The organism is Caulobacter sp. 10L414 (assembly GCF_056395525.1).
Genome location: NZ_JBFTJR010000031.1, coordinates 1 through 19,399 on the forward strand (window position 1 = coordinate 1; position 19,399 = coordinate 19,399).

The 19,399-nt window shown below is 64.2% G+C and carries 22 protein-coding genes and 1 tRNA gene; 13 read left to right on the forward strand and 10 right to left on the reverse strand.

All coding sequences use genetic code 11. The features are described from left to right. From AC1DCG_RS13770 to AC1DCG_RS13780, 3 genes are all read left to right on the forward strand, one after another. A partial coding sequence (locus AC1DCG_RS13770; protein WP_477041519.1) for a COG4223 family protein occupies positions 1 to 653 on the forward strand: 653 nt, incomplete at its 5' end. Next, positions 650 to 2,218 (forward strand): heme biosynthesis HemY N-terminal domain-containing protein, encoded by a 1,569-nt coding sequence (locus AC1DCG_RS13775; RefSeq protein ID WP_477029393.1) that lies wholly within the window; start codon positions 650 to 652, stop codon positions 2,216 to 2,218. The genes AC1DCG_RS13770 and AC1DCG_RS13775, both read left to right, overlap by 4 nt. A 40-nt stretch (positions 2,219 to 2,258) precedes the next feature. Next, positions 2,259 to 2,334: transfer RNA gene (locus AC1DCG_RS13780), tRNA-Thr, on the forward strand. A 238-nt stretch (positions 2,335 to 2,572) separates the two neighbouring features. Here AC1DCG_RS13780 and AC1DCG_RS13785 read toward each other — a convergent pair. Genes AC1DCG_RS13785 through AC1DCG_RS13795 form a run of 3 tightly spaced genes read right to left on the reverse strand, consistent with a single transcriptional unit; the run spans position 2,573 to position 5,507 of the window. After that, entirely contained in the window at positions 2,573 to 3,637 is a 1,065-nt protein-coding gene (locus tag AC1DCG_RS13785; RefSeq protein WP_477029392.1) for a CBASS cGAMP-activated phospholipase, read from the reverse strand. Then, positions 3,634 to 4,260: a type II CBASS E2 protein gene (locus AC1DCG_RS13790; RefSeq protein ID WP_477029391.1), complete on the reverse strand. Its 627-nt coding sequence runs from the start codon at positions 4,258 to 4,260 to the stop codon at positions 3,634 to 3,636. The genes AC1DCG_RS13785 and AC1DCG_RS13790 overlap by 4 nt, the downstream gene beginning before the upstream one ends. After that, the gene (locus AC1DCG_RS13795; protein WP_477029390.1) at positions 4,248 to 5,507 is read right to left on the reverse strand and encodes a nucleotidyltransferase domain-containing protein; all 1,260 of its coding nucleotides are present in this window, start codon (positions 5,505 to 5,507) and stop codon (positions 4,248 to 4,250) included. The genes AC1DCG_RS13790 and AC1DCG_RS13795 overlap by 13 nt, the downstream gene beginning before the upstream one ends. Positions 5,508 to 5,652: 145 nt before the next feature. On the opposite strand from AC1DCG_RS13795, the gene AC1DCG_RS13800 reads away from it, so the two are divergent. The 3 genes from AC1DCG_RS13800 (at position 5,653) to AC1DCG_RS13810 (ending at position 8,784) form a co-directional block, all read left to right on the forward strand. Beyond that, complete coding sequence (locus tag AC1DCG_RS13800) at positions 5,653 to 6,564, forward strand: helix-turn-helix transcriptional regulator (RefSeq protein WP_477029389.1); 912 nt, start codon at positions 5,653 to 5,655, stop codon at positions 6,562 to 6,564. Positions 6,565 to 6,586: 22 nt separating this feature from the next. Then, complete coding sequence (gene halB / locus AC1DCG_RS13805; protein ID WP_477036689.1) at positions 6,587 to 7,267, forward strand: anti-phage Hailong system nucleotidyltransferase HalB; 681 nt, start codon at positions 6,587 to 6,589, stop codon at positions 7,265 to 7,267. Positions 7,268 to 7,464: 197 nt separating this feature from the next. After that, a complete protein-coding gene (locus tag AC1DCG_RS13810; RefSeq protein WP_477041520.1) occupies positions 7,465 to 8,784 on the forward strand; it encodes a GrpB family protein in 1,320 nt (439 codons plus the stop codon). A 176-nt stretch (positions 8,785 to 8,960) separates the two neighbouring features. Here AC1DCG_RS13810 and AC1DCG_RS13815 read toward each other — a convergent pair whose 3' ends face one another. Next, the gene (locus tag AC1DCG_RS13815; protein ID WP_476870021.1) at positions 8,961 to 9,206 is read right to left on the reverse strand and encodes a helix-turn-helix domain-containing protein; all 246 of its coding nucleotides are present in this window, start codon (positions 9,204 to 9,206) and stop codon (positions 8,961 to 8,963) included. A gap of 258 nt (positions 9,207 to 9,464) precedes the next feature. Here AC1DCG_RS13815 and AC1DCG_RS13820 point away from each other — a divergent pair, with 258 nt between their 5' ends. The 3 genes from AC1DCG_RS13820 (at position 9,465) to AC1DCG_RS13830 (ending at position 10,660) form a co-directional block, all read left to right on the forward strand. Next, positions 9,465 to 9,863, forward strand: a complete 399-nt coding sequence (locus AC1DCG_RS13820; protein ID WP_476870022.1) for a hypothetical protein — start codon at positions 9,465 to 9,467, stop codon at positions 9,861 to 9,863. Positions 9,864 to 9,950: 87 nt separating this feature from the next. Beyond that, positions 9,951 to 10,346, forward strand: a complete 396-nt coding sequence (locus AC1DCG_RS13825) for a hypothetical protein (RefSeq protein ID WP_476870023.1) — start codon at positions 9,951 to 9,953, stop codon at positions 10,344 to 10,346. After that, positions 10,343 to 10,660, forward strand: a complete 318-nt coding sequence (locus AC1DCG_RS13830) for a hypothetical protein (protein ID WP_477029386.1) — start codon at positions 10,343 to 10,345, stop codon at positions 10,658 to 10,660. The genes AC1DCG_RS13825 and AC1DCG_RS13830 overlap by 4 nt, the downstream gene beginning before the upstream one ends. Before the next feature lie 41 nt (positions 10,661 to 10,701). On the opposite strand, the gene AC1DCG_RS13835 is transcribed toward AC1DCG_RS13830, so the two are convergent. Further along, positions 10,702 to 11,085, reverse strand: coding sequence for a LysR family transcriptional regulator (locus AC1DCG_RS13835; protein ID WP_477029385.1), 384 nt, complete (start codon positions 11,083 to 11,085; stop codon positions 10,702 to 10,704). A 285-nt stretch (positions 11,086 to 11,370) separates the two neighbouring features. On the opposite strand from AC1DCG_RS13835, the gene AC1DCG_RS13840 reads away from it, so the two are divergent. The 4 genes from AC1DCG_RS13840 (at position 11,371) to AC1DCG_RS13855 (ending at position 15,933) form a co-directional block, all read left to right on the forward strand. Continuing rightward, positions 11,371 to 12,558, forward strand: a complete 1,188-nt coding sequence (locus AC1DCG_RS13840) for an AAA family ATPase (RefSeq protein WP_477029384.1) — start codon at positions 11,371 to 11,373, stop codon at positions 12,556 to 12,558. Positions 12,559 to 12,866: 308 nt separating this feature from the next. Beyond that, the gene (locus AC1DCG_RS13845) at positions 12,867 to 14,018 is read left to right on the forward strand and encodes a tyrosine-type recombinase/integrase (RefSeq protein WP_477029383.1); all 1,152 of its coding nucleotides are present in this window, start codon (positions 12,867 to 12,869) and stop codon (positions 14,016 to 14,018) included. Between the two features lie 256 nt (positions 14,019 to 14,274). Next, positions 14,275 to 14,880, forward strand: coding sequence for a trypsin-like peptidase domain-containing protein (locus tag AC1DCG_RS13850; protein WP_477029382.1), 606 nt, complete (start codon positions 14,275 to 14,277; stop codon positions 14,878 to 14,880). 591 nt (positions 14,881 to 15,471) lie between these two features. Then, positions 15,472 to 15,933 carry a surface-adhesin E family protein gene (locus tag AC1DCG_RS13855; protein ID WP_477029381.1) on the forward strand — a complete coding sequence of 154 codons (462 nt, stop codon included), beginning with the start codon at positions 15,472 to 15,474 and terminating at the stop codon, positions 15,931 to 15,933. A 50-nt stretch (positions 15,934 to 15,983) separates the two neighbouring features. On the opposite strand, the gene AC1DCG_RS13860 is transcribed toward AC1DCG_RS13855, so the two are convergent. The 5 genes from AC1DCG_RS13860 to AC1DCG_RS13880 form a co-directional block, all read right to left on the reverse strand. Next, on the reverse strand, positions 15,984 to 16,307 hold the full coding sequence (locus AC1DCG_RS13860; protein WP_477029380.1) for a hypothetical protein: 324 nt from the start codon (positions 16,305 to 16,307) through the stop codon (positions 15,984 to 15,986). 101 nt (positions 16,308 to 16,408) lie between these two features. Further along, on the reverse strand, positions 16,409 to 16,729 hold the full coding sequence (locus AC1DCG_RS13865) for a 2Fe-2S iron-sulfur cluster-binding protein (protein ID WP_101713977.1): 321 nt from the start codon (positions 16,727 to 16,729) through the stop codon (positions 16,409 to 16,411). Positions 16,730 to 16,755: 26 nt separating this feature from the next. Next, positions 16,756 to 17,985, reverse strand: a complete 1,230-nt coding sequence (locus AC1DCG_RS13870; protein ID WP_165261838.1) for an FAD-dependent oxidoreductase — start codon at positions 17,983 to 17,985, stop codon at positions 16,756 to 16,758. A gap of 74 nt (positions 17,986 to 18,059) precedes the next feature. After that, complete coding sequence (locus tag AC1DCG_RS13875) at positions 18,060 to 18,497, reverse strand: hypothetical protein (RefSeq protein WP_477029379.1); 438 nt, start codon at positions 18,495 to 18,497, stop codon at positions 18,060 to 18,062. 116 nt (positions 18,498 to 18,613) lie between these two features. After that, the gene (locus AC1DCG_RS13880) at positions 18,614 to 19,396 is read right to left on the reverse strand and encodes a succinate dehydrogenase iron-sulfur subunit (RefSeq protein WP_101713980.1); all 783 of its coding nucleotides are present in this window, start codon (positions 19,394 to 19,396) and stop codon (positions 18,614 to 18,616) included. Positions 19,397 to 19,399 lie beyond the last annotated feature (3 nt).

The window sequence follows — 19,399 nt, forward strand, 5'->3', positions numbered from 1 at the left end:
GCGTGGTCGCCGCCCCGCCGGCGCCCTCGCCCTCCGCCGAGGTCGACCGGCTGGAGGCGCGCATCGCCCTGCTCGAATCGGGCCAGCGCCGCACGCTGGACGCCGCCGGCGCGGCCCTGGCCGCCGCCAGCCTGGCCCAGGCGGCCCAGGGCGGAGAGCCCTTCGCCGACGCCGTCGCCGCGCTCGAACGCGTTCTGCCGCCGTCGTCGGAGGTGCGCGCGCTGGAACGCCTGGCCCGCCAGGGCGCGCCCACGCTCGCGGGCCTGGCCGCCGGCTTCGACGACCTGGCCGGCCGCGCCTCGGTGGCCGCCCACGAGCCCGGCCCCGACGCCGGCGCCCTGGCCAAGCTGCAGCACGCCCTCTCGCGCGTCGTCACCATCCGCCAGGTCGGCTCGACCGCCGGAAACGGCCCCGACGCCRTGCTGGCCCGCGCCCAGGCCCGGCTCGACGCCGGCGACCTGACCGGCGCCCTGCGCGCCCTCGACGCCCTGCCGCCCGGCGCCCGTCCCGTGCTGGCCGCCTGGCGGGCCGAGGCCGAGCGCCGCGCCGAGATCGACCGCCTGGTCGCCGCCGTCCGCGACGAGGCCCTGGCCGGCCTGATGCAGGTCTCGCGCGCCCAGGACAACGCCCGGCTGGCCGGAGCGCCCGAATGATCCGCGCCCTCCTCGCCCTCGTCCTGATCGCGGTCATCGCCGTCATCGTCGTCTCGCTGACCGGCGAGCCGGGCGCGGCCAGCCTGGAATGGCTGGGCTGGCGGGTCGAGATGACGGCCGCCGCCGCCGCCCTCCTGACCCTCCTGCTGGCCCTGGCCGCCGCCGCCCTGTGGCGCGGCCTGCTGTGGATCATCGAGGCCCCCCGCCGCGCCGCCCGCGCCCGCGCCGAAGCCCGCCGCAAGCAGGCGACCGAGGCCCTGTCGCGCGGCTTTCTCGCCGTGGCCGCCGGCGACGGTTCCGAAGCCCGTCGCCTGGCCCAGAAGGCCGCCGACCTGACCGACGACGCTCCGGCCCTCGTCCGTGTGCTGGCCGCCCAGGCCGCCGAGGCCGCCGGCGACACCGTCGCCGCCCGCCAGGCCTGGAACGCGATGCTGGGCTTTCCCGAGATGCGCCTGGCCGGCCTGCGCGGCCTGATGCAGCTGGCCTTGGCCGAAGGCGACCGCCAACTGGCCCTGCGCCACGCCGAGACCGCCTATGGTCTGGCCCGCTCGGCCCTGTGGGCCTGGCGCGCCCTCTTGGAAGCCCGCCTGGAGGCCGGCGACTGGGCCGCGGCCCTGCAGCTGGTCCAAGGCGGCCAGGAACGCAAGATCGTCTCGCCGCTGGTGGCCGAACGCGCCCGCGCCGCGCTGCTGGCCGCCTCGGCGGCGAACCTGGAGGACAGCGACGATCCCAAGGCGCTCGACCAGGCCCTCGACTTCGCCCTGCAGTCGGTGAAGCTGAAGCCCGACTTCGCCCCCGGCGTGGTCATGGCCGCCCGCCTGCTGGCCGCCGACGGCAAGGCCGCCAAGGCCGGAACCCTGATCGAGGCCGCCTGGAAAGGCGCGCCGCATCCGGCCCTGTGGCTGGCCTATCGCGACCTGAAGACCAGCGAGACGCCCAAGGCCCGCGCCGCCCGCCTTTCCGCCCTCGCCCAGCTCAAGCCCGAGGCCCGCGAGAGCCGCCTTCTCAAGGTCGAAAGCGCCCTGATCGCCGGCGACACCGTCGCCGCCCGCGCCGCCGCCCGCCTGCTGCCCGAAGAGGCCGCGCCCACGGCCCGCCTGGCCGGCCTGATGGCCCGCGTCGCCTTCGCCTGCGGCGAGCCCGACGAGGCCCGCGCCTGGGTCGCCCGGGGCGTGGCCGCCCCGCAGGAGCCCGACTGGAGCGATCTGGACCCCGAGGGCCAGGCCTTCGCCTACGGCCGCGAGGACTGGGCGCGCCTGGCCGCCAGCTACGCCGAGACCGGCGAGCTGATCCACCCGCGCTTCGAGCGCCGCGAGCGCACGATGAGCGACCTGCCGCAGCTGCCCTCGGCCTACGCCCAGTCGACCCTGGCCGAATCCACCGCCTTCGTGCACGCCGCCGAGACCGGCGGAGCGCTGATCCCGTTCCTCGACCACCCGGCCCTCGACGACCCCGGCGAGCTCGATGATCCGCCCTCGCCCGACGCCCCCGGCCCCGCTCCGGCGCCCCGACGCAACACAAGCGCACGACGGCGCTTGGCAAGCGGCTCGCGCCCCGCTAAATAGGCCGCTCCTCGCGCCCGGCGATTCTGCCGAAGCGCCGTGGGCCGCCTTAGCTCAGCCGGTAGAGCGGCGCATTCGTAATGCGTAGGTCAGGTGTTCGAGTCACCTAGGCGGCACCACCACTTCCAGCAGGACAACGAGTTCGACCCTACCGGAAGGGCCTTAAACCCGGTCGCGGTTTGGGGTCCTAGTGGGTGTGGCTTTGGCGAGGATGGGCGTTTGCCAGCGGCCGTCCATGACTCCTAGGCGACCTTCGGAAATTCAGCATCTCGACGGCGGCGCGAACATCTCCGCTCCGGGTCGACAGGCCCATGCAAGTGCGGGCCAGCCCGCCGGATCAGGCCTCCCGCGCGCGGCCTACACCGTGCGCTTGGGACAGGGAACGAAGGGGTCGACGACATCCTGAAGGAATGTCGCCTGGACGTGGTGGCCTGACCCCTCGGCCAGACTGCGGGCAACAGACGGGAGTTCAGCCAGCGAACGCGCCACGTCGTCCAGGGCGATCGGTCTGTCTGACTCAGGCGGATCGATCCGCAAGACGTTGTTCTTACCCACCAGCAAATAGGCCTGACCCAAAGCATTCTTCGACTGCGCGCGCGCAGCCGCCTCGAAGGCGCGCATGAAGGCCCAATGCGAGATGCCGCCCTGACGCGCGCGCTTGTTGACTGTGAATGCCTTCTCGCCTGTCCCGATCGTCAGGATCCTGATGTTTTCGCGAGGGATGTCATAGCAGGCCAGCGCATCGACGAGGGCGTTCATGACCGGGTTATTGGCCCAGACGCCGCCGTCAATCATGACGTGGCCAGCGTTGTCGACCGCGGGGTAGAAGGCCGGCGCGGCCGTCGTGTGGAGCGCAATGTCCGCGAAGCGCTTGTAGCGGTCGAGCTGATAGTCGGGATGGTGAGGGCTTTTATAGAGGAAGGGCTCGCCAAAAAGACCCTCAAAGCTTGGAATGACGACCCGGTTCGCCGCAGCTCCGAGGAGCTTTTCTCCGAAGACCGCCTCAAGTTCGGCTTTGAGCACCGACTGGTCATGCTTTGGCCTAAACACCCAGCGCGCCGCGCGCAGCCATTTCGGCCAGCCCTTCAGCTGCGGAAAGATGCGCCCACCCCGTTCGGTGTAGATCGCCAGGGCCTCTTGCGCCGACATGCCGTGGGCGAGAGCGAGCGCGATGATACCGCCCGTCGACGTTCCGGCGATCATGTCGAAGTGGCGCGCGACCGAGCCGCCGCCCAGGAAGCGCTTCTCGATTTCGGCGAGGTAGGCGGCCGGGAACACGCCTTTGATCCCGCCCCCATCGATCGACAAGATACGGAAAAGGCGATCCTTCGGCCAAGGCAGTTTCACGCGGGCCTGCTGGATCGTTCCCTCTGACCGGCGGTCGGGCGACCGGACAAGCGTGGCCTTTGGAGAAGTACTCATGCTGCGAGCGCCATGGCGGACTGCGCTGCCGTCGAGAGACGCTCGCACCACAGCAGTTGGTTGATAAGGACGTCTTGGGACGCGCCATTGAGCAGGTTGGAACGGCGGTCGTTCGCCTTTCGCGTGATCAATGGCAGGGTCGCATCGCGCTCCACTTCGGCGGGGGGCACCAACTGGTCATGCGACGCGCCGCCTCCGTGCCAGATCCCCGTGGCGTGCCAAGCCTCGTAGAAGCGCAACCAGCTGGCGGTCCACACCATGATGGTATCGGCGATCGGTTGATCCCGCGACCAGCCGTCGGCGCGGGGATCGAACAGGCACAGGACGTCGTGTTCGCTTTCACCGGTTGTGTAAATGTGCGGGATCGGCATTTCCGGCGCATCGGCGCGCCGCTGCAGCGGCGGACTGATGACGGTCACTTCTGGAAACCACGCTATCGCAAAATCGAAGAGGTCGGTCTCCCGCTTCCGCCTCGTGTAGACGATTTGAATTTCGTAGACCTGCGACAGGCCCTGGATCGTACCGCGCCAGATACCCAACCGGTTTCCGGCCATGACGGTCCTGAACGTTGGCCAGGAATGACGGATCAGCTGATCCTGCTCGCGGATCGTTAACGGCGCCACGACGCGATGCCGCCGAAGTAGTCAGTGCGAGGCTCGGCTCGACCGAGCGACGGCGACAGGATCGCGGGGCTCGCAGGCACGATCAGGCGGCCGGTGCCGGGCGTATAACGGCTCTGGCCCAGCTCCTTGTCGCGACCCATCCGCTGGGCGAAATCCAGGACGGCCGACTTGGCCGCTTGCTCGCCGAAGAGATCGGCCAGGATCGCCTGACGCTGGGCAAGGGTGGGGGCACCGTTCACATAGAACGTCAGCTGCGCGACGTAGTGGTCTAGATCGCGGACCCAGATGCCCTGGTTGTAGAGATCGCCCGGCCAGCGGTCAGTCAGGACGTCGGTCGAGCAGACCGGGTTCACGGCGTGATAGAGCCGGCCCGCATCATGAGCCGTACGGAATTGGTCGCGGATGTAGGTCACGTGCGAAAGCAACGCCGCAGCGAAGCCGCTCCGCTGGACCTTGTGCTCGGCGATCATTTTGGCGAGCACGACGCTGGGCGGACAGCGACCCTCGCGTTCGTTATAGCGCAGGTTCCGGAAGCGCTTGGTGAGCTGGAGGCTGAGCAAGGCGCGCGACGTTTCATGCGGCTTCATCTGAACGGGCAGCGGCTCCGTCTCTGCCCGCGCCAGGGCTTTTCGCATCTCGTTGAGCTGATAGTCGGCGAACGCCACGCCGAAGAGCACTTCTGGCGGCGTCTCGTACTTGAACCACTGCGCGAAGCCGTAGGGGTTGCCGATCACGCGATAGCCGGGGACCAGCGGCGTTTCGGCGCGATGGTGGAAGATAACGCTCTCGCGGTCCGGGCGGCCGAGCAACTGCACGACCGGGGTCAGATCGACGTGCATCTTGTCGCTGTAGGTGACCTGAACGCACCGGGTACAGCGCGTCGTCACGTCATAGTAGCGCGAGCCCTTCTCTCCGCGAACCGCCTCGAAGAGAGTGTCGAGCACCCACTTCGGATCGCTGTCGGGCGAAACGTTGAGGCTGAGGATCGCGTCGACGTCATATTCGTCGTTGGACGCGCGGTTGGCGACGACCGAGCCCGTGGCAATCCCGCCCTGGGCATAGACCCGGTCGACTTTGCCGCGTAGCGGACTGCCTTCGCGTTCAACGTGCTTGGCCAGGGTGTTGTACCGCTGACCGGCAATTTCGTACGACGACGGGGGCAGCTGCACGCGTGCGGCGACGTCGGCCAAAAGAACGTCGGCCTCGGTGAGGATGTGGTTTGAGTAGTCTCGGATGGGCGCGTTCATGTTCGGTCTTTCCTGATGGGCGTGGGCCGCTACTGGCCCGATCCCGGCGGTTTGACCCGCGAGCCGAACAAGTCGATAAACTATAGCAACATGGACAAAACCCGTCAAGAAACTGCACGGGTCGAATCAAGAAACTGGATGCGTTATGCCAAACGAAGACGTGGAGCAGCTCCGATGGGGCGTGCGAAGGCGGCTGGAATTCATTGATTTCCGGCTGTTCTGGGAGGGGCGCTTCAATCGGAAGGCGCTCGCCGACGGCTTCGGAATTTCAAACCAGCAAGCCTCGGCCGACATTGCTCAGTACGAAGCCCTAGCTCCCGGTAACCTAGTCTACGACGCCGGCCTGAAGGCCTACGTCCGGAGGGAGACCTACGAGCCTCGCTTCATCGGCCATTCCACAGACCGGTTCTTGCTGCAGCTCGCGGCGATCGAATCGAACTGGATGCGCCAGGAGGACACTTGGTTCGACGCCTTGCCGCCGGCCGAGGTTATCACGCTGGCTACGCGCACCACCGATCCCCAACATCTCCTTCGGGTCCTGGACGCGATCCGCGAGAAGAAGGAGCTGACGCTCGAGTACCACTCCCTGACAGGTTCGACATCGCCGGCCCGGACGATTGCCCCGCACGCGTTGGCCCACAGCCGTGGACGTTGGTATGCGCGGTCTTGGTCGCGAGAGCACAACGACTTCCGCGACTACAGCCTTAACCGCATCAACAAGGTGACGGGCCTTAGCGCCTCGCCGGTGGATCCCAAGCTCGATTTCGAGTGGGCCCACTCGATCAATCTCGTCCTTACCCCAAACCCACTGCTCGAACCCGAGCAGCAGCAGGCGATCGCGACTGAGTACGCGATGGCTGATGGAGAACTGAAGATACCTACGCGCCTTAGCTTGAGCTTCTACTTAATGCGAGAGCACAACCTTGATGTCGAGGAAGGCGTTCTCCCCCCCGTGAAGCAGCAGCTGGTGTTGAAGAACCGCGTTGAGGTGGAGCAGGCTCGCGCAGCCGCGCGCCAGATGTCGAAGGAGGCGTTGTCGCGCGCAATGGAAGCATGACGACGTCCTTCGGCGACATGCGATGACCATCTCGGCCGTCGCGCTATTTGGCAGTCGAGCCCGCGGGGACGGCGAGGAAAGCTCCGACGTCGATCTGCTCCTAGTGACTTCCGAAGACACGCCACGTCATGTGGCGATGGGCAACCTGTCGCTCTCGCTCTATCCGCAAGCCGATCTCTTCAATCGCGCACGGAAAGGTGACCTGTTCGTCTGCCACTTGGCGCTGGAAGCCAAGGTGATCCACGACCCGGAAGGCCTGCTTCCGGCGTTAAAGGACACGCTGAAGCTTCGCTCGTCCTACAACACCGAAATCGCGGCCGCGTCCGACCTCGGGTGGCTGCTCGCTCGCTTTGCACGCGCCTTACCAGATTTCGAACTCGTCAATAGACGCATTGCCTGGTGTGTGCGGACGATCCTGATCGCGCGCTCGGCCGAGGCAGGCAAGCCGGTGTTTTCCGCGGCTCATCTCGCATCCTTCGCTGGCGCTTTCGGGATCGGCGAGCTGATCAATCAGAAGAACAGTCATTCGCCCCCCTCGCTCGCTACTACCGATCAACTGCGCAGCTTTCTGCGGGGCTGGGGTCAGGCCGATCCTGCACCCAGCGCCTCCGAGCCATCGGACTATTGGCCCGCCTTCAGACACAGCGACAACCAAGTGGCCCTTGCCACCCTGAAGGGGCGAAGCCGAAATCCGGACTACTGAAGGTGCGCCTCTGATGGTCCTTCCCGTCCGGCGACACTAGCGCAAACCGATGCGGAGGAGAGCTTGACCTTGAGTTGCGCAAAGGTGGCTGCGCACGCTAACCGTGGAGCTCGGTAGGCTGCGCCTGGCCCAGATTGCCAGATCGAGTTTTCGCCAGCGACATTGCCAACAAGCCGTTGGCGAAAGGCCAAGGGAAAATGACCATTCAACTACAAGCTTGGTCCGGAAAATGGGCGGGGGAATATAAGAACGCTTTATTTGAGCTCAGATCGACGCTTGGCCCCGGCGTTGCGGTGGAGCATGTCGGAAGCACCGCAATCGACGGCATTGACTCCAAGCCAGTTGTTGATGTGCTGATTGGGCTTGCAAGCGGCGACGCGGTTTCACCAACGTGCGAGAAATTAAGGCTTGCGGGCTGGCGTCCAGGGGTCCCTAGCGGCGACGTCTCTGCGTTTCTAGAACGAGACGCGACCGCCGACCTGCCCGCCTTAAACGCCCATATCACCGTTCAAGGCGATCAGGCTTGGAGCGACTTGTTGGCATTTCGCTATTGGCTTCAAGTCCATCCATCGGAAGCTCWAGCCTATCAGGCCCTCAAGCGAAAGGCGGCGGTCGCTCATTGCGATGACCTTAACGCCTATACTGAAATGAAGGGGCCGTTCGTGCGTGAGGTCTTGGCTGCTGTCGGATTGGTGAATGACACACTGACACAGCAGAGGGATGCGCTCGGGAGATCTATAGCGCTGCGTTGTCTAAGCATCGCCCTACAACTGATCATTGCCACCGCCGCCATGGTTTCCGTACTTACTAACGATTCTGACACACTTGTTGTACTCGGCGGGCTGACATTGCTACTCATCGGCAGCTGGCTTTGGAGCGACTGGGCTTGTCGTAAGCATCGGGGGGATGGAGAGCAGGCGCGTCGCCTGATCCAGATAGAGTATGGTTTGGGTCACCGGGTCGCGGAACGCAGCTTCATAACGGCGTCCTTTTCACCTCGCTCAGCATCAATCAAGCCCGTCACTATCGATCAGAATTTCGCCACGCGTGCAGCCCCTGGAATGCGCCGCCTAGCCGAAATGATCGACGAATCGGCGTTTTTCTCCGCAGCGACGCAAAAGAAAAGCGCTGTCATTACTGTATTTTTTCTCGTCATTGCTGCTGTAAGTGCGTTCTTAGGATTTCTTTTTCTTGGACCGCACCTGGATCAGAGCGTCCTAAGCACGACAATTCGCGCCTTCATGGCGCTCGCTGTCTTCATGATGTCAGCCGATGTGGTTGGCGCCCTCGTGGCCCACCACCAAGCCTGCTCATCAATGGAGGCAATCCGTATGCGTATTTCAGCCGCACGTGGACGTCAATTTCCGGTAGGCGACGTCCTTCAGGCAATGGCTGACTACAACGCTTCAGTAGAGGGAGCTCCACCGCCATTGCCCTTCATCTACGAAGTTATCGAGCGCGAGCTGTTGAAGAAATGGAAAATTCACAAGACTCACGTGGGAATTGGCGAAATTTGAAGAGGTGCGTTTGTTATCTGAATCATGACGGCACAACCCGACTGAGAGCTGCCGTTTCGCTCAGAAGGGGCAGGTTGCCGGAATGACGCCAAATGCCCGCATCTTGGAGTGGGGTCAGCGTCAACTCTTGGCGCAGCTACGACTGCCAAGGCTATCAAGTCGCCATAAGCAGCGCCTCAGCGCCGCTTCCCATCGACAAATTCCCTAAGTAGCCCCGGCGGGTCGCGGCCAAGCGCCTCTGCGACCTGGCAGAACTCGATCACGTCGATCCGACGCTCCCCTCGCTCGACCTTCGACACGAAGCTTTGAGGACGCCCCAGGCGGGCGGCTAGCTCGACCTGCGTGAGGTTGGCGGCCTTACGTGCCGCGACGAGGAATTGAATGAACTCCTGATGCCGCTGCGTGAAGACGGATGACGGCAATGAGCGCCCCTGAGAGGTGAGGCGCTTCCGTTAAATCCGATCTTGGGATATCCCAGAACGGGTTATTTTGAGGCGTACAAGCTTCCGCACTTGCCCGCTAAGGCCAACACGCACCCCAACTATCAAGGCAAGAGAAGCAACCGCCAGCACACCGAACGCGCAAAACCGAGCATCTTATATGATGAAGAACATAGTTCTCATCGAGATCGGTAAAAATGATTTAGCCAGAGGAAATCTATGTCTCGAAATGCTGTCAGATTGACGCTATCCGCCATCGCCGTTTTCTACGTCGTCGTAGGCGGACTTTGGGCGACAAACTACTTTCCACTCAAAGATCACTACAAGCAGCATGATATCAGGAGGAGCATCGTGCTGTCGTCCAAGGACCTCAACTGGAGCGAGGACCCAGAATACAAGAAGGCGGACGAGTCCGTGACCGCCTACGCCCTGACCCACCCAAGCCTGGACGTGATCGAAAGCCGGATTGTCCTCTACGAGACAATTTTGCTGTGGGGCACGGTCGCCCTGGCGGTTGGTGGCGCTGTCTTGCTGCTGACGCGGGGCAAGCCCAAGGCAAGAAGTCGATTGCTTCTGGGGACGCCGCCTAGCCTTTCAGCAAGAAACCATAACACGAACAATTATCTAGCTGGCGCTTAGCCCTCGCGGCGAGATCCGCCAACCACATCCCGAGCCCTCGCGACCACCGTCGCGGGGGCTTTTTCTTTGCCCAGAAAGGAGAGCGCCATGCTTTCGCTCACCGATCGCGACGCGGTGACCGCCGCCCTGACCGACCCCACCCTAGATCCAACCTTGCGCGCGCTTATTGGCCTTCGCGTCTGGCAGGTCGATACAGACCGCCAACAGCCCCTCGGCGACATTCTCCAGATCGTCGTTGTCCAACCCGGCGACACGTCCGAGGCCATACACGAAGCCGTCGGCTATCCGATAACGTGGGACCAGGCTGAACAGCCAGGGTTCGAGTGGATCAACGACCACGGCTCATGGTTTGAGATCGCCTACATCCTGACCGACGAGTTCGGCATGTTGGTGTTCGTGGCGGATGATCCAGGCACGAACTTCTGCCTGCGCTTCAATTGCCTCGCCTACTGCGACCGCCCCACCAAGGATCGGGACGCATGACCAACAAGATCCTTGCCTTGCTCGTCCTGGGCGCGGCCTTGGCGGTCCTCAAGGCAGCGGCGATCGTGCTGGTGATGGCGCTGCTGCTGTCGCTGCTTTTCGCCTTCATTGAGCGGCCTGGCGACACGTTGGCGCTCCTCGCCTGCCTGGGCCTGCTCGGGCTGGTCGGAGCACACCCCTTGGTCGTCATCATCACCATCGGCGTTGTCGGGGTCGCGTCGGCGGCGGCGAGCCTAATACCGAGGGCACACTCCCACGCCCCTCCTGAGCGACGGCCGCAAACAACACCCCAACTCACCACGACTTCGAGATGAAGGTGGGCGGCCTGACGAGCTTAGGCCGCTCACACTTTTCATCAGACCTGGTCGTCTTCCGACGTTTCAGCCTGGAGGCGTCCCTTCAGATCCTTGATGGAGAAGCTCGGCGGCGGGCTGCGGGGCGGCGCCTTGGGGGTATGGGCTTCAACCGGCACTCCCTCCGGCCCACGGGCGTCTTTCAGCAACTCAAGGACCTGCTTGGCCACCGGGAGGAACATTTCCCCGCAGGGGAAAAGCCCCGCGGGCACACCATCATCCAACAGCCATCCCCTACCAAGCCAATGCTCAAGTTTCTGGATGTGTTTGGTGACCGTCCCTTGATGGATTCCCATCTCTTCGGCGGCGGCGGTGCGCTTGCCGGTCTCGGCGACTTTCACAAACGCCTCCAGCCAAACCAGTCGCAACTCCCCGAACTCGGCCATCGCCCCCCTCCTTGGCAGCCCAGGCGGATCCCTGGAGGCATCTGGATACCTCGAACGGACGCCGCGCGACTATTCCATTTTGGCAAGGTCCTACTGAAAGCGCCTTCGCTTAATGCCACTCATATTGGCAACCTAAACCGCTTTTACTTCAGCAAAAACTGCGCTGAAACAGAGATGTCAGACAGACAAACCCGCCATCAAGCGGCCACCAACTCGATACCGTTACACCTATCGCGACTTATAGACACAACATCAACTCGCCAATGTCAGGGATTTGCTGAGATCATGCCAGAATCTGTAACCAATACACAGAAGATTGACCCAAGGACACTCAAAGTCCCCACACGTATAAATGCTCAGGAGGAATCCCGCACCACTCAGACCGAGATCGGAAAGCCATCGCTCGAACCTGAATTGGCAGCCGAGCGCACCGATGGTCCACGCAAGCCAGCAAAGAGCAGTCCCTTTCGCCGGTACAGCTTGCTGGGCAAAGCGGACGAGATCGAAGCCAGCGCGGCGGAAGCCAAGCCCCTGCTCGGCAAGTTCGTGCTGCGGGGGCAGGCGACGATGATCTACGCAGAGCCCAATACCGGCAAGACTTTGATTACGCTAAAGCTTTGCCTGGACGCGATCGAGCGAGGCAAGATTGATCCCGACCACCTCTATTACATCAACGCCGACGACAGCAGTCATGGGCTCGCCGGTAAAGCGAAGCTTTTGGAGGAAGCTGGAGCGCACATGCTGGCCCCAGGGTGGCGAGGCTTTCGGACCGGTCAACTCGTCGAGCTTCTTGTCCAGGCGGTCGAGGAGCGCTCAGCACGCGGCACCTGCATCATCATCGACACGCTGAAGAAGTTCACCGACCTGATGGATAAGAAGCGGTCGAGTGAGTTCGCCCAGATCTGTCGCCAGTATGTCATGGCGGGCGGCACGATCCTCGCCCTCGGCCACACCACAAAAAGGCCGAACGCCGACGGGACGCCACAATACCAAGGCACCACCGACATCCTGGAAGACTTCGACGCCGTCTATGTCGCCCAGCCGATGACGCCAAAGGCCGGCGGAGAAAGCCGGGTTGTGAAGTTCAGCAGAAAGAAGGCCCGCGCCGATAGCCCCGAGACGGTCGCCTACGCTTACAGCGTCGAGCCCGGCATCAGCTACGACGCGAAGCTGGCCTCGGCGCTCCCGATCCCTGCCGACGAGTTGGCCGACTACGAACCCGAGCACGAGGAGGTCAGCGATCCCCTTGTGATGGACGCGATTGTCCAACTCATCCAGGGAGGCTTTACGAACGGGAAAATGGCGTTGGCGAAGGCGGCCGGCGAAAAATGCGGCATCTCTAAGCGGGCGGCAGTCGAGGTTCTAGAACGCTACACGGGAGACACCCCCAACGAGCACCTATGGAACTACGTCAAGGCTGGCCACAACAAGAGCATCTACCGGCTTATCGACCAGACGAAGCTCGAACCTTAGGGCCGTCAGCGTCGCAGTTTTTCAGCTTTTCAGTTTCGCAGCGGGCGCCCCTCGACGGCGCTTCTGGGGATCTCGTGCGAAACTGATTTTCTGAAAATCTGCCCCGGCCGCCCCTCGGTCCAGGGCCTCCGAGCGCGCCCCTCTGGGACCTTTTTACCGCCTCCAGGCCCAAGCCATCCCCGCCCCCGCTGCGCCACCCCTGCGGCCACCTCGTGGGCCGCTAGCACCCCTCTCAGCCCCGCCGCGCCTAGTCGTGGCTCCCCGGCGCTCGCCCGCCGGCTCCCATACCCTTGGAAGGACACCCACCCATGCCTAAAGCCAAACTCGACGCCGCCTTCGTCGCTGCCGCCCAATGCCAGCCCGGCAAGAGCAAGACGGACTGGTACGACCAGATCGTCACCGGCTTCGTGCTGGAATGCCGCAGCAGCGGCGGCAAGACCTACTACCTTCGCTACCAGAACCAGAGCGGTACGCAGCGGCAATACAAGATCGGCGGCGCTCAGGACGTCGCCTTTGCGGCCGCCAAGAAGAAGGCCATACAACTGCGGTCGGAAGTCGTCATGGGCGGCGACCCCTGCGCGGGCAAGGCGCAGGCCAAGGCTGTCCCGCTATACAGCGAGCTGGCGGCTATGCACCTCGACTACGCCAAGGACCTGAAGTCCCATTCGACGATGGAGATGTATATCAAGCGTCACATCCTGCCGAAGTGGGGGAAGACACGCCTGACTGACATCAACAGCCGGTCCGTCGCCCAATGGCTCAGCGAAAAGGGGGCTGGAGGGCTAGCCCCGGCGTCCGTCGAGAAGATCCGGGTCATCTTCGGGCGATCCTTCGAGCTTGGCCTGCGCTGGGACATTCCCGGTTGCGAAAGGAACCCGACGCGCGGTCTGCCCCGAAAGCCGCTCAACAACGCCCGTGAACGCTTCCTGTCGGCCGAGGAGGCGGCAAGGCTGCGTGCGGCGGTAGCCGAGTCCCACAACCCCCAGCTCCAGCATATCGTGGGCCTGCTGCTGTTGACGGGAGCGCGTGTGCGCGAACTGCTCGACGCCAAATGGGAGCATATCGATACCGAGCGGAAGGCCTGGTTCATCCCCACCAGCAAGACGGGTAAGTCGCGTCACGTTCCGCTTTCGGGCGCGGCCCTGGCGGTCATCGCGACCATACCTCGCTTCAAGGGCTGCCCATGGCTCGTACCCAACCCGGACACCCTCAAGCCCTTCGTGTCCATCAAGCACGGGTGGCAACGGGCCATCCGGGTGGCGAGGCTGCCGGGCCTGCGGATTCACGATCTCAGGCATTCGGCGGCGTCGTTCATGGTCAACAACGGCGTTGACCTCTTTGCCGTCGGCAAGGTGCTGGGCCACGCCAGCTACCAATCGACCCAGCGCTACTCACACCTAGCCAACGACACCCTGCTCAAGGCTGTCGAGGCGGGGGCGGCCAAACAAGCCGTCGCCTGATATGGACCAAGCCCCCACCTTACGCTGGTAGCCATCTAGTATGAAGATGGGGGCTTTGTTCCTATTTTTTGACCCAACCGCACGTAAAGAGCATCAAGCGGCGAGGTGCATGCAGGCCAGCTATCGCATAGGACGCTAAGACAAGCGTCGGCTCGTGAATCTAAGCTGGCGCAGATTTTCTAACACACACTCGCCTCTACAAAATCCAAGACAGGCGGTTAAATCCGAAACGAACGCTTACAGAAATTATGTGGAGATGATTGTGCCGACTCCAATTCCGCTCCAATGCAAGGACAACGGAGGGACCGGCTTCCTCGTCACCGACGGCGAGAAAGTCTGGCTCGTCACCTGCGTACACATCATCACGGGTATGGCCAAGGCTCCTGCCATCCCTGCTTTCTTTGAGGCTACGTCAGTGAGCGTAGTTACAACTGGCCTGACAATCCCGCTTATGCCTCGCGGAATACAGCGCTTTAAAGTCGTAACTGGGCCAGACGGTATGCTCGTAGATGTGATCTCGATCGAGCTTGATGCGTCCGAAGCGGCAGCTCTTGCCATCTTCGGCACCTACAACGTCGCTTCCATTGTAGCTCCCCAAGGCGGCGAGCTTGTAAACGCCGTCGGATTCAAGGGGATCGGGAGCGGGGTGCTCGACACTTCGACTCTGACTGCTGAAGTGGAACAGATCGTTGGCCAAAGCATACAACTCTCTGCGCCGAGCGCCCCTGGTTACTCTGGAGCAGCTGCCGTGACTGAGAACGGCTTAATTGGCATCCTGCATGGGGATTTAGGTGCTGCCCCGCACCTTACCAATGGGCTCGTCATTGCCTTCTCGGTAGTCGGACCGCATCTGTTTTACTAACCCGCGCAATGGCAGTCATGGCACATGACGGCTAGCCAACGACACCCTGCTCACGGACGTCGAGGCGGGAGCGGCTAAACAAGCGGTCGCCTGACCAAACCGGACCCCACCGTGCGCCAATCACCCCGGCGCGCTGGTGGGGTCTGCCCCCCTATTTTTTTGGCAGCTCATGCAGGTATGGCGCAGGTCGAATTTTTTCCGCTTCCCACGCGAAAGCGCTTAAACTAGGAAACGTCCAAATCGCGCACGCGGGCCAATTTGGGAATAATATGGGTGGTTCAGAACATCAAACCCAGAACAAGCATCAACCCCATATGCTTGTTGATGTTCTACAAAATCCAGACTATATTTCGTAATGCGTAGGTCAGGTGTTCGAGTCACCTAGGCGGCACCACCACTTCCCTCGACAGATCAGTTTCGAAGCCAACCGCGCGGCTTAGCGAGATGAGCCGCGCGCTTTGCGCTGTACGCTCAAGTTGATTCGACGCGCTCGATCGCGTCGACGCTCGGCCGCGCGCGAGCACGGTAGAGGGGAGGGGGACGTCGATTGGGAGCGCCCCGGTTGGACGGCCATTGAACTGGAGTGACAGTATGCGCTGGATATTCGGGGCGGCGTTCGCGGCCGCAATAATCGCCGCCACGCCCGTATGCGCGGGGGAATGGCGCATGGTGACCGCCGCCAGCACGTTTGGCGTCTACATGGACCAGTCCACCCTGAGGGGTGAGAACCTGAAGACGGTCTGGATCACGATGGCCTTCACCGAGACCGCCTTCAACGCCGACCTATCCCTTCAGCTGGTTGAGCTGAATTGCGAGGAGCGGACGATGTCGGATCTCGCCATGATGGCGCATCTAGCTGATGGGACGCGCACCTATACGCGAAGCAGCCGCAAGCCGCCCGAGCACATCGTCCCGGACACGATGTACGAGTATGTTCTGAAGGCGGCCTGCTTCAACGACTATCTGGTCGACGTTCCGCTTCATTTTGAAAGCGCCTACGACGCCCTGAACAACTGGCGAAAGTCTCGCAAGCGCGCCGCAGAGCAGGACTGAGGCCATTCCGCGGGGCTCGCGCCACGCGTTCCTGGAGCTGGGCGCGAGCCTCAGTAACCGAGAAGAACCTGCTCGCGCATGCGGCGCAGGGCCTTGTCGCGGCCGTCCTGCACCTGTTCGACGGCGTAGGCCGCGTCGGCTTCCGCCTGCCTGTCGACGCAAGCGCTCCAGTCGTCGACTTCGCGCATGTAGACGCGTAGGGCCCGCGGATCCTTGCCGTAGGGACGCACGGGCTCGATGCACTTGGGCTTCCACTCCAGCAGCGAACCAAAGCCACGGAAATCGCCCTTGGCGAGGCCGAAGCCCCGCGCGTCGACGACGCCCGCGACCAGCAGCGCGGCCGCCGCGCCGAGAAAGATTGGCTTGAACTTCAAGAGACCCTCGACAGCATGCCGCCCGCCGCATGGGCGGGCGGTCGGGGAAGAAGCGGCCGGGCGGCGTGCGCGCCGTCTCCGGCGCCCCGCCCCAGGACGCCTCAGTGCTGGCTTTCCGGCAGGCGCACGACCAGGCCGTCCAGGGCGTCGCTGACCTTGATCTGGCAGGACAGGCGGCTGTTGGGTTCGACGTTCTCGGCGAAGTCGAGCATCGACTCCTCCATGGCCGACTTGTCGCCGGTCTTGTCGGTCCAGGCGTCGTCCACATAGACGTGGCAGGTCGCGCAGGCGCAGGCGCCGCCGCAGTCGGCGTCGATGCCGGGGACGTTGTTCTTCACGGCGCCTTCCATGACCGTCAGGCCCGGCTTGACGTCGAGGACGTGCTCGGTCCCGTCGAATTCGATGTAGGTGATCTTGGCCATGGTTCCCCTGCACTCTCTGGGCGGCTTCAGGCCGCCACTTCCTTCATGGATATCGCCGGATCCGCGAGCTTTGTCTTAGACACGGGCGTCCGCTTGGCGATCAATTGTTTGCCGGCCATGAACTCGGGCGGCGCGTTGACGGCTTCCACGGCCTGGACGAGGTCGCCCTTGAGGTGGAAGACGGCGAACTTGGCAGCGGCCACGTCGCCGCGCACGATGGTGCTGTCGGCGTCGAACGGCAGGCCGGCGATCTGGAGCTTGAGGTCGTACTGGTCGGACCAGAACCACGGCACCTCCGGCGAGGGCCCGGCGCGGCCGACGATGGCGGCGGCGGCCTGCTTGGCCTGCTCCAGGGCGTTGGGCACGCTTTCGAGGCGGAACTGGCGCTCGTACAGCGGCAGCGGCCGGTGGGTCACGTCGCCGATGGCGAAGACGCGCGGGTCGCTGGTGCGCGCTTCCAGATCCACGACGATGCCGCCCGTGCATTCCAGGCCCGCGTCCTGGGCCAGCTCGACATTGGGATGGGCGCCCACGCCCACCAGGGCCGCGTCGCAGGCCACGACCTGCCCGCCCTTCAGGCGCACGCCGGTCACGTGGCCGCCTTCGCCTTCGAAGGCCTCGACATTGGCGTTGAGCTCGAACGCCACGCCGCGGGCGCCGTGATAGTCCTGGAAGAAGGTCGACAGCGTGTCGCAGGCCACGCGGGCCAGGACCCGGCTCTCGCGCTCGATGATCGTGGCCTCCGCGCCCAGGGCGCGGGCCGAGGCCGCCGCCTCCAGGCCGACATAGCCGCCGCCGACCACGGCCAGGCGCTTGCCCTGCCCCAGCGCGGCCTTCAGCGCCTCGGCGTCGGCCGCCGTGCGCAGGGCCAGCACGCCGGCCAGATCCGCGCCGGGGATCGGCAGTTCGCGGGCGCGCGCGCCGGTGGCCAGGATCAGAAAGTCGTAGGTGATCACCTCGCCCGAGGCGAGGGTCACGGTGCGGTCGCCGCGGTTGAGGCTAGTCGCCACGCCCTGCAGGCGCAGCGCGACATTGGCCTCGGCGTACCAGTCCTGCGGCTTGAGGGCCAGGCTGTCGGCGTCGGCCTCGCCCTTCAGCCAGGCCTTGGAGAGCGGCGGACGCTGGTAGGGCAGCAGCGGCTCCTCGCCGATCAGCACGATCGGGCCCTCGTGGCCGTACTGGCGCAGGAAGGCGGCGGCCGAACCGCCGGCATGGCCGGCGCCGACGATCACCACCTTGGCCTTCGGATCGCTCACGACCGCTTCACTCAACGCGTTTGTCTCCCGCACGGAACAAAATTGACGACCCCGTCATCTTTTGCAAGCCGGCGCTAGCCGGGACGGGTCGCCCAGAACCAGCCATAGAACAGCACCCAGCCCGCCGTGAAGACGCCGAGGGTGATCTTCGGACCGGCCCGCCCGCGCATGATGGCGCCGATCAGCGAAAACGCCGCCGCCACGAGCAGAAAGCGCGGCAGGCGAACAGGCAGGGCGGCGGCGGCGAAGGCCGGCAGGCCGGCGCCCGCCCGCGGGGCCAGCGCCGCATAGACCTTGTAGGGCGTCGAGGTCAGCGGCCCCTTCAGGCTGGCCAGGATCCAGCCCTCGCGGGCCATGTCGGCGCGGGCCTTGTCGATCATGGCGTCGGAGACCGACGGCACGGCCGCCACCGCCTTCAGCGCCGCATCCGGCGCATTGGCGCTCCACAGCCACATCAAGGCCCCGCCGACCATCGCCCCCAGGGCCGCGGCCAGGCTGGCCATGGCCCCCATGCGAAAGCCTCGCCGCAGAGCGACGAGGCTTATGAGCACGTCCGGAACGACGAAGAACAGGAAGCCCTCGGCCGCGCCCCACAGGAATGCGGCGAGACCGAAGGCGCGAGGGGTCGTCAGACCACCCGCTCCACCAGCATCTTCTTGATCGAGGCGATGGCCTTGGCCGGGTTCAGCCCCTTCGGGCAGACCTGGGCGCAGTTCATGATCGTGTGGCAGCGATAGAGCTTGAACGGGTCCTCGAGGTCGTCGAGGCGCTCGCCGGTGGCTTCATCACGGCTGTCGATCAGCCAGCGGTAGGCGTGCAGCAGGGCCGCGGGGCCCAGGTACTTCTCGCCGTTCCACCAGTAACTGGGGCACGAGGTCGAGCAGCAGGCGCACAGGATGCACTCGTAGAGACCGTCGAGCTTCTCGCGGTCTTCCGGGGCCTGGCGCCATTCCTTCTGCGGCTCGGGGGTCGTGGTGTGCAGCCACGGCTCGATCGAGGCGTATTGGGCGTAGAACAGCGTCAGGTCCGGGATCAGGTCCTTGACCACCGGCGCGTGCGGCAGCGGGCTGATCTGCACGGCCTTGCCGGGCACCTCGCCGTGGCCGTGCGTGCAGGCCAGGGTGTTGCGGCCGCCGATGTTCATCGCGCAGGAGCCGCAGACACCCTCGCGGCACGACCGGCGGAAGGCCAGGGTCGGGTCGATGGTGTTCTTGATGTAGAGCAGCGCGTCCAGGACCATGGGACCGCAGGCGTCGACGTCGACGTCGTAGGTGTCCCACCGCGGGTTCATCCCGGTTTCGGGATCGTAGCGGTAGATCTTGAACGAGCGCACGTTCTTGGCGCCGGCCGGGGCGGGCCAGTGCTTGCCGCTCTGAACGCGGGAGTTCTTGGGAAGAGAGAGCTGGACCATCTG

Coding starts and splice junctions, on each gene's coding strand:
- AC1DCG_RS13830 (WP_477029386.1), top strand. CDS start 10,343: ATGACCAACAAGATCCTTGCCTTGCTCGTCCTGGGCGCGGCCTTGGCG.
- AC1DCG_RS13850 (WP_477029382.1), top strand. CDS start 14,275: ATGATTGTGCCGACTCCAATTCCGCTCCAATGCAAGGACAACGGAGGG.
- AC1DCG_RS13875 (WP_477029379.1), bottom strand. CDS start 18,497: ATGGGGGCCATGGCCAGCCTGGCCGCGGCCCTGGGGGCGATGGTCGGC.
- AC1DCG_RS13795 (WP_477029390.1), bottom strand. CDS start 5,507: ATGAACGCGCCCATCCGAGACTACTCAAACCACATCCTCACCGAGGCC.
- AC1DCG_RS13835 (WP_477029385.1), bottom strand. CDS start 11,085: ATGGCCGAGTTCGGGGAGTTGCGACTGGTTTGGCTGGAGGCGTTTGTG.
- AC1DCG_RS13845 (WP_477029383.1), top strand. CDS start 12,867: ATGCCTAAAGCCAAACTCGACGCCGCCTTCGTCGCTGCCGCCCAATGC.
- AC1DCG_RS13800 (WP_477029389.1), top strand. CDS start 5,653: ATGCCAAACGAAGACGTGGAGCAGCTCCGATGGGGCGTGCGAAGGCGG.
- AC1DCG_RS13865 (WP_101713977.1), bottom strand. CDS start 16,729: ATGGCCAAGATCACCTACATCGAATTCGACGGGACCGAGCACGTCCTC.
- halB (WP_477036689.1), top strand. CDS start 6,587: ATGACCATCTCGGCCGTCGCGCTATTTGGCAGTCGAGCCCGCGGGGAC.
- AC1DCG_RS13785 (WP_477029392.1), bottom strand. CDS start 3,637: ATGAGTACTTCTCCAAAGGCCACGCTTGTCCGGTCGCCCGACCGCCGG.
- AC1DCG_RS13840 (WP_477029384.1), top strand. CDS start 11,371: ATGCCAGAATCTGTAACCAATACACAGAAGATTGACCCAAGGACACTC.
- AC1DCG_RS13855 (WP_477029381.1), top strand. CDS start 15,472: ATGCGCTGGATATTCGGGGCGGCGTTCGCGGCCGCAATAATCGCCGCC.
- AC1DCG_RS13825 (WP_476870023.1), top strand. CDS start 9,951: ATGCTTTCGCTCACCGATCGCGACGCGGTGACCGCCGCCCTGACCGAC.
- AC1DCG_RS13775 (WP_477029393.1), top strand. CDS start 650: ATGATCCGCGCCCTCCTCGCCCTCGTCCTGATCGCGGTCATCGCCGTC.
- AC1DCG_RS13880 (WP_101713980.1), bottom strand. CDS start 19,396: ATGGTCCAGCTCTCTCTTCCCAAGAACTCCCGCGTTCAGAGCGGCAAG.